Origin of the sequence: uncultured Nitrospira sp., assembly GCA_902500695.1 — a bacterium.
In the GTDB taxonomy this organism is placed as follows: domain Bacteria; phylum Nitrospirota; class Nitrospiria; order Nitrospirales; family UBA8639; genus Nitrospira_E.
In genome coordinates this window covers 100755-107028 of record CABVRQ010000003.1, presented here as the reverse complement: position 1 = coordinate 107028, position 6274 = coordinate 100755, and the positions used below count along the sequence as shown (strand labels likewise).

General features: G+C 49.4%; 4 protein-coding genes. 1 reads left to right on the top strand and 3 read right to left on the bottom strand.

Going from position 1 to position 6274, the window contains the following annotated elements; translation table 11 throughout:
* Positions 1–241: hypothetical protein (locus AAH187_RS01530; protein WP_342346655.1), on the top strand; the 241-nt coding region annotated here is incomplete at its 5' end.
* Positions 242–314: 73 nt separating this feature from the next.
* Here AAH187_RS01530 and glnD read toward each other — a convergent pair.
* The 3 genes from glnD to AAH187_RS01515 all read right to left on the bottom strand — a co-directional run bounded on the left by glnD (position 315) and on the right by AAH187_RS01515 (position 6273).
* On the bottom strand, positions 315–3023 hold the full coding sequence (glnD, locus tag AAH187_RS01525) for a [protein-PII] uridylyltransferase (protein ID WP_342346654.1): 2709 nt from the start codon (positions 3021–3023) through the stop codon (positions 315–317).
* 43 nt (positions 3024–3066) lie between these two features.
* Positions 3067–4845: an NAD+ synthase gene (locus AAH187_RS01520; RefSeq protein ID WP_342346653.1), complete on the bottom strand. Its 1779-nt coding sequence runs from the start codon at positions 4843–4845 to the stop codon at positions 3067–3069.
* Between the two features lie 174 nt (positions 4846–5019).
* Positions 5020–6273: a GAF domain-containing protein gene (locus tag AAH187_RS01515; RefSeq protein ID WP_342346652.1), complete on the bottom strand. Its 1254-nt coding sequence runs from the start codon at positions 6271–6273 to the stop codon at positions 5020–5022.
* Position 6274: the final 1 nt, after the last annotated feature.

The following is a 6274-nucleotide window of genomic DNA, read 5'->3' as shown; positions in this document are numbered from 1 at the left end:
GGGAATGCTTTCCGGATTCCTCCTCCTTACCATTGGATGCACACCTCAACTATTTTGGGCTAAATCTGATGCCCGACCAGATGAATTTGAGGAGGATGTCAAGCAGTGCCGCCAATCATTTATATCCAACCCTGACGATCAGGGAATTACCGAAATACTCTCCCGTGTATTTAAACTTTCTGAAGATGAAGTGGGGCACTGCTTAATGGCCAAAGGCTGGTTTTTGGCTGAAAAGCCCTAGTTCATATCCAAAATGCCCTCTTCCATCACTCACCACGGCGGAAGATGGTGCATGTACGCAAGAACGACCTAAATTATTCATCCAGAAATTGATCAACAGCAACGTGAAGAGTATGTTGAATTCGGTCACAGTCTTCATCGGAAATATTTTTTTCTCCCTGGGCATTGGTCACATAAAACACATCAGCCACCTGATCCAACCTGGTCCCGATCCTAGCCATATGAATTGAGAGATCCAATTCAACCAGCGTTTTGGCAATCACAAAAAGCAACCCTTGCTTGTCATCGGCAAAAACGTCAATCACCGTAAAAGCATCGGAAACCCTCTGATCAATATGGACTTCCGTGGGATGCCGGCCAGTTGGAAAGGGCCGGCCAAAGGCCATGCGTCGTCGTCGTTCAACCATTTGGTGCACTGATTGCCTTCCCTCCACGACCTGTTGAATCTCCTGTGCCACCTCCTCTAGGCGACCGGCAGATGGCGGTCCTTCATAATCAGAATCGTAGACCGAAAACACATCCCACACCGTGCCATCCTGGAGTGTCATAATTTGCGCTTCCAATACCTGCAATCCCATGGCGGCTAATACTCCAGCTACTTGCATGAAAATTCCTGGCTTTGTCTGTTCCCGCGTGATTAGCACGTATTCCGACACGCCTAACGTTTGATTGAACCTGGCCTCCACATGGGTCGGCTTTACCAGTAGCGAATGAATGGCTAAGAGATACGCAGCCATTTGGTCAACCGGTGTCGACTGAACATACCGACCGGGAAGTTGTTGAAGTTTGGCATTTACCCATTCCGACCAGTCGAGTTCAGGCGAATATCCTTCACCTCGATATGCCTTTAAAATCCCGATAAGTTCGTCCCGTACTTCGAGCGAAGCATTTTCGCTCTCATTTCCGAAATAAGATGGACCTGTATTCCCGGTCAGTTCTGCGTAGGTCAGGGAATACAGTTCGCCTAACAGGGACTCCTTCCATTTCGTCATCACCCCAGGTCCCACCGCTGATATATCTGCAATAGTTAGAATAAACAGCTTCTGAAGGATCCCGACGGTTTTCACTATTCGGGCAAATGTGACAATCGTTTTGGAATCGTTCAGGTCCCGACGAAAAGCCGTATGAGACATCTGCAGGTGGTGGCGAACCAGGAATGCGAGAGCCTGCCGTTCCTTCTCAGATAAATCCAACCGATCAGCCGTTAAGTGGGCAATCTCCTGGCCGACTTCACTATGATCCCCGGGACGCCCTTTGCCTAAATCATGAAGCAACAGTGCCAAATGCAAGATGTCTTTATCTGGGATGTTCCGGTAGACTTCTCCTATTATTCCTTGATGATTTTTGAGCCGCTCCGCTTCCCTCACTGCGAGCAGACTGTGCTCATCAACCGTGTATTTATGATATTGATTGAACTGCATGAGGCCACGTACTCGAGAGAAAGCCGGCACTAATTTTTCCAGTAGACCGGCCTGATGCATGGCCTCAAGAGTTTGAGCTATCCGACCAGGATTTGACAGAATGTCTCGAAAAAGCCCACTCACCGATTTGGTATGAAACCGTTCATTGGGTAGGGTTCCCATGTGCTGGGACAATTCATTGAGAATGCACGAATCGATGGGGACTGCCTGACGATGAGAGACCATAAATAACCTAAGAAGCAACATGGGGCTCTCCATCACCTCAAGTAATTTATCGGTCTGAATGGTCAACCGATTTTCTAGAATACGGAAATGCCCCTCGATTAAGGGGGGAGGCCACCATCGCCGAACCCGGTCCAGCCAGGTTCCCTCCCTGGCTTGATCAAGAAACCGCCGCCCACGGTCAAACAATCCGGTGGTATGACGGAAATACACTTGCATAAATTGCTCAACGGCTAACAAATGAGGGTGATCCACAAACCCCCAAAGCGCAGAGAGCCGGACCTGATCGTCGAACGTGAGAATATCTTGAGCCCGTCCCGCTTCAAAATGTAAAAAACACCGGACTCGCCAAAGAAATTCCTGTGCTTCTTGCAACACCTGATAATCCTGAATAGCAATGTTTCCCCGATTCGAGAGTTCCTGAATCGTCCCCGCCCCATATCGAGCCTGGCCAACCCATTGGAGCAAATGCAAATCTCGAAGCCCACCCTTACTTTTTTTAATATTCGGTTCGAGCATAAAGACTGTCTCACCAAATTTGGCATATTCTCGCTCGCGCTCTTGGATTTTATCTAGAACAAACCGTTGCGCTTGTTTCTTGATGATCCGACGTGCGAATTTTCCTTGAAATTCCTGAAACACTGGAGCACTGCCAATAAGAAATCGTGATTCCATCAGTGAGGTACAGGCAGCAAGGTCGGCCTCTGCGATCGTCAGGCATTCTGCGAGGGACCGCACACTATGCCCAACTTGAAAACCAAGATCCCAAAGCCGGTGAAAAACTCCGGTAGAAAGTGCCTCAGCGACTTCTCCTTGATTGCCCTGGGTGAGAATCATGACATCGATGTCGGAATATGGAGCTAACTCCCGCCGCCCATATCCCCCCATGGCCACTAAACAACACTGCTGCCAACCAGCGCGCACACCTGCATTGCCCTGCTGAATGACCTCACGAAACCGCGCGATCAGTAAAGCGTCCATGAAATCCGAAAAAGCCTGGGTGATCTCACTGCCCATCGCCCCTTCAATTAATCGTTGCCGAAGAACCTCCCGCTGTTCCTGGAGAACGTGGAGCCCCAGGGAGGAGTCCTTGTGTTCCCTTAAACCGGTAGGAGTTAAAGAAAAGTCGGCTTCACTCATCGAGGGCGACTCCCGGCAATACTGATCTTGTCACGCATTCAGGTCAAAGCCCCGAAACATATCGGTTCGTAATCGGCATTCGTCTATCTTTTCCTAACGCTCTCGAAGTAATTTTAATGCCCACTGGCGCTTGTCGACGTTTGTATTCGCTGCGATCTACCATCCCCATGACCGTTCGAACCACATGGGAATCATAGCCCATCTTCACAATCCTCCCCATTGACTCATTGTCCTCAACATAGGCTTGTAAGATGCCATCTAATACCGGATAGGGAGGGAGGGTATCCTGATCTGTCTGGTCGGCCCTCAACTCAGCCGAAGGAGCACGCACCTGAATTCTTTCGGGAATAATCACTCGCTCAAAATCAGAGCCCCTATACTCACTTCGCCATCGAGTAAGCTGATACACCTTGGTTTTGGGAATGTCTTTGATGACGGCAAACCCACCGGCCATATCCCCATACAGCGTGGCATAGCCCACACTCATTTCGCTTTTATTTCCTGTGGTCAGCACTAAATATCCGAACTTATTGGAAAGAGCCATCAGCAGGGTTCCTCGGATGCGGGCTTGCAGATTTTCTTCCGTCGTATCAGCCTGACAGCCCTGAAAGGATTTGCCCAACACCCGAAGAAAACCCTTGAACACGCTCGAAATCGAAAGATGCCGCACGTCGATTCCTAATTTTTTTCCTAACCGGCGAGCATCCTCTCGACTTTCCCTAGACGTATAGGGGGATGGCATCATGACACCCATCACGTTGCACTCGCCTAAAGCATCTCGGGCAATCACGGCAGTCAAAGCCGAATCAATCCCTCCGCTGATCCCGACAAGAACCTTTGAGAAGGCATTCTTCCTCACATAATCCCTCACTCCCAGCACGAGTGCCCGGTATATTTCCTCTAACTCACCGATTACCGGTGTAAGCCTTAGGACGCCTGGAGCTCCAGACTTCGGCCAGGTCGGTGTCCAACCTACGCGAATCATCGGAATCCGAACACCATCGCCATCAACTCCAGATGCTTTTTCAAGCCCCTTTCGTTTTGACGGAATCTCGAGGTCGGTAAGCAAGAGATCTTCTTCAAAGGGCTTTGCCCTCGCAAGCACCAGACCGGTGGAATCCATGACGAGACTATTCCCATCAAAGACCAATTCATCCTGTCCTCCGACCATATTGGTATAACTGACCATAACATCGTTAGCTTTCGCCCGAACTGCTAACATCCGTTCACGATTTTGGGTTTTCCCGACGTGATAAGGGGAGGCATTGATGTTTAGGACCAGATGAGCGCCGCCATACACTGCTTGCCGGCTGATGGGACCATCGGCAAACCATATATCCTCACAAATATTGATTCCAATTCGTAACGGGCCAAGGCAATAGACCTGACTGGTTTGTCCCGGTTGAAAATACCGCTCTTCATCAAATACCCCATAATTGGGAAGCTTGCATTTGGCATAGGATTTTTTCACCTGCCCATTAACCAAAACCCACGCAGCATTCAAGGGTTTCCTTCGATCATGCCCGGAGTCCCGGATGGGATGTTGAGCAGGACGATCAGATTCCATCACACTTCCCACTACTGCCATAATTCCTGTCGTGACTTTGGCAATGCGGTCCCGCATCCGACTAATATCAAAGAGAAACTGCGGCATGAGGAGAAGATCTTCTGGAGGATATCCACACACCGCCAATTCCGGGAAGACAACCACATCGGCTTTGGCCTTCCTGGCCTCGCGAATCCATCTGCAAATAGTGCGCGTATTCCCCTCTAGATCCCCAACGACCGCATTCATCTGCACCATCGCTAATCGAAGCATCATGATAAAAAAAACGTCCTCTGTCCCAGCGGAACCGAGGACGCCATTGTCCTTTGAGCTAAAATATACAGGAAGACCTCGTTGTCGCCCTTCAGCGTATTACACAAGCGATGAAGAATCCGTTCAAAGAACCTCTCCTCAAATTCCTATGTCCATGATGAATCGTCCTAGGGATACCTATTGAGTTGCCCGTTGTAGTTCCTCCGCGAGGATAATCGCATCCGCAATTTCTCTCATGGATTTTCGAAGATTCATGCTTTGTCGTTGCATAAGACGAAACGCTTCAGGCTCTGACAATCCCCTCGATGCCATTAAAAATCCCTTAGCACGCTCTACCAATTTTCGCACTTCCAGGGCCTCCTGCATCTCAAACGACTTCTCCATAAGCCGAGTGTGCTCTATGGCGACGGCGGATTGATTCGCAATGGCTTGAAGCGTGGTAACCTCTTCATCTGAAAACGCATGATAACTGGAAGTGTATACATTTATCACCCCAATCGGAATTTCTTTCATGAGCATGGGAATGGATAATAAGGAATGCAATCCTTCCTGTTTCGCCAAATCCCGATAAAAATATCCGTCTTCTGCCTTCACATCCGAGACATACACCGGATGGTGATCCTGCACAGCCCGACCACTCATGCTCTGCCCAACCTTCAACGGTGGCTTCCGCCGGTACGCATCACTCAGGCTTTGAGTGGCAGCAATCCGAAGTTCCCCCGAAGCCTGGTCGACAAGCATGATCGAGCAGATCTTTGAATTCATCAGCTGAGCGGTCATGGTCACAATTAATTGCAGCACATCCTCTATCAGTCGACTAGACGCCACCGTTTCCGATACTTGGGAAAGGGTTTCAAGTCGACGTGCTTTTTGCCGCATATCATCGTACAATCTAGCATTGGCAATGGCTCCGCCGACCTGATTCGCAATGGTCAGTAAGAGAGCTAACGTTTCTTCGGCATACCGCTTTGGCCGCTTATGCTGAACATTGATGACTCCAACCATTTTCCCCTTACTTGTAATGGGAACTGACACAAACGCCTGAAAGCGATCTTCCGGCAGACGGTGAAAAAACTTAAATCTGGCATCATCACTGGCATTGCGGGAAATCACCACTGGAACTTTTTCTCGTGCCACCCATCCGGTTATCCCTTCGCCCAGACCAATTGATATCCGTCCGATGAGCCGGGGATGAGGATTTTTTGATGCACGCAGAATAAGCTCGTCTGTTGTTTCAGAGATCAAATACAACAGACATGCATCCCCCTTCGTCACTTCAACAACTACCTCCACGATTTGCTTTAATACCGTTTCCAGCTCCAAAGTACTACTAATGGATTCGCTGATTCGGTGAAGAATCTGCACTTCACGGCTCCGTTCCCGAACGAGGTGCTTCAGGTCTTCTATGGTCGAAGGACGGGCCGGAGCCATG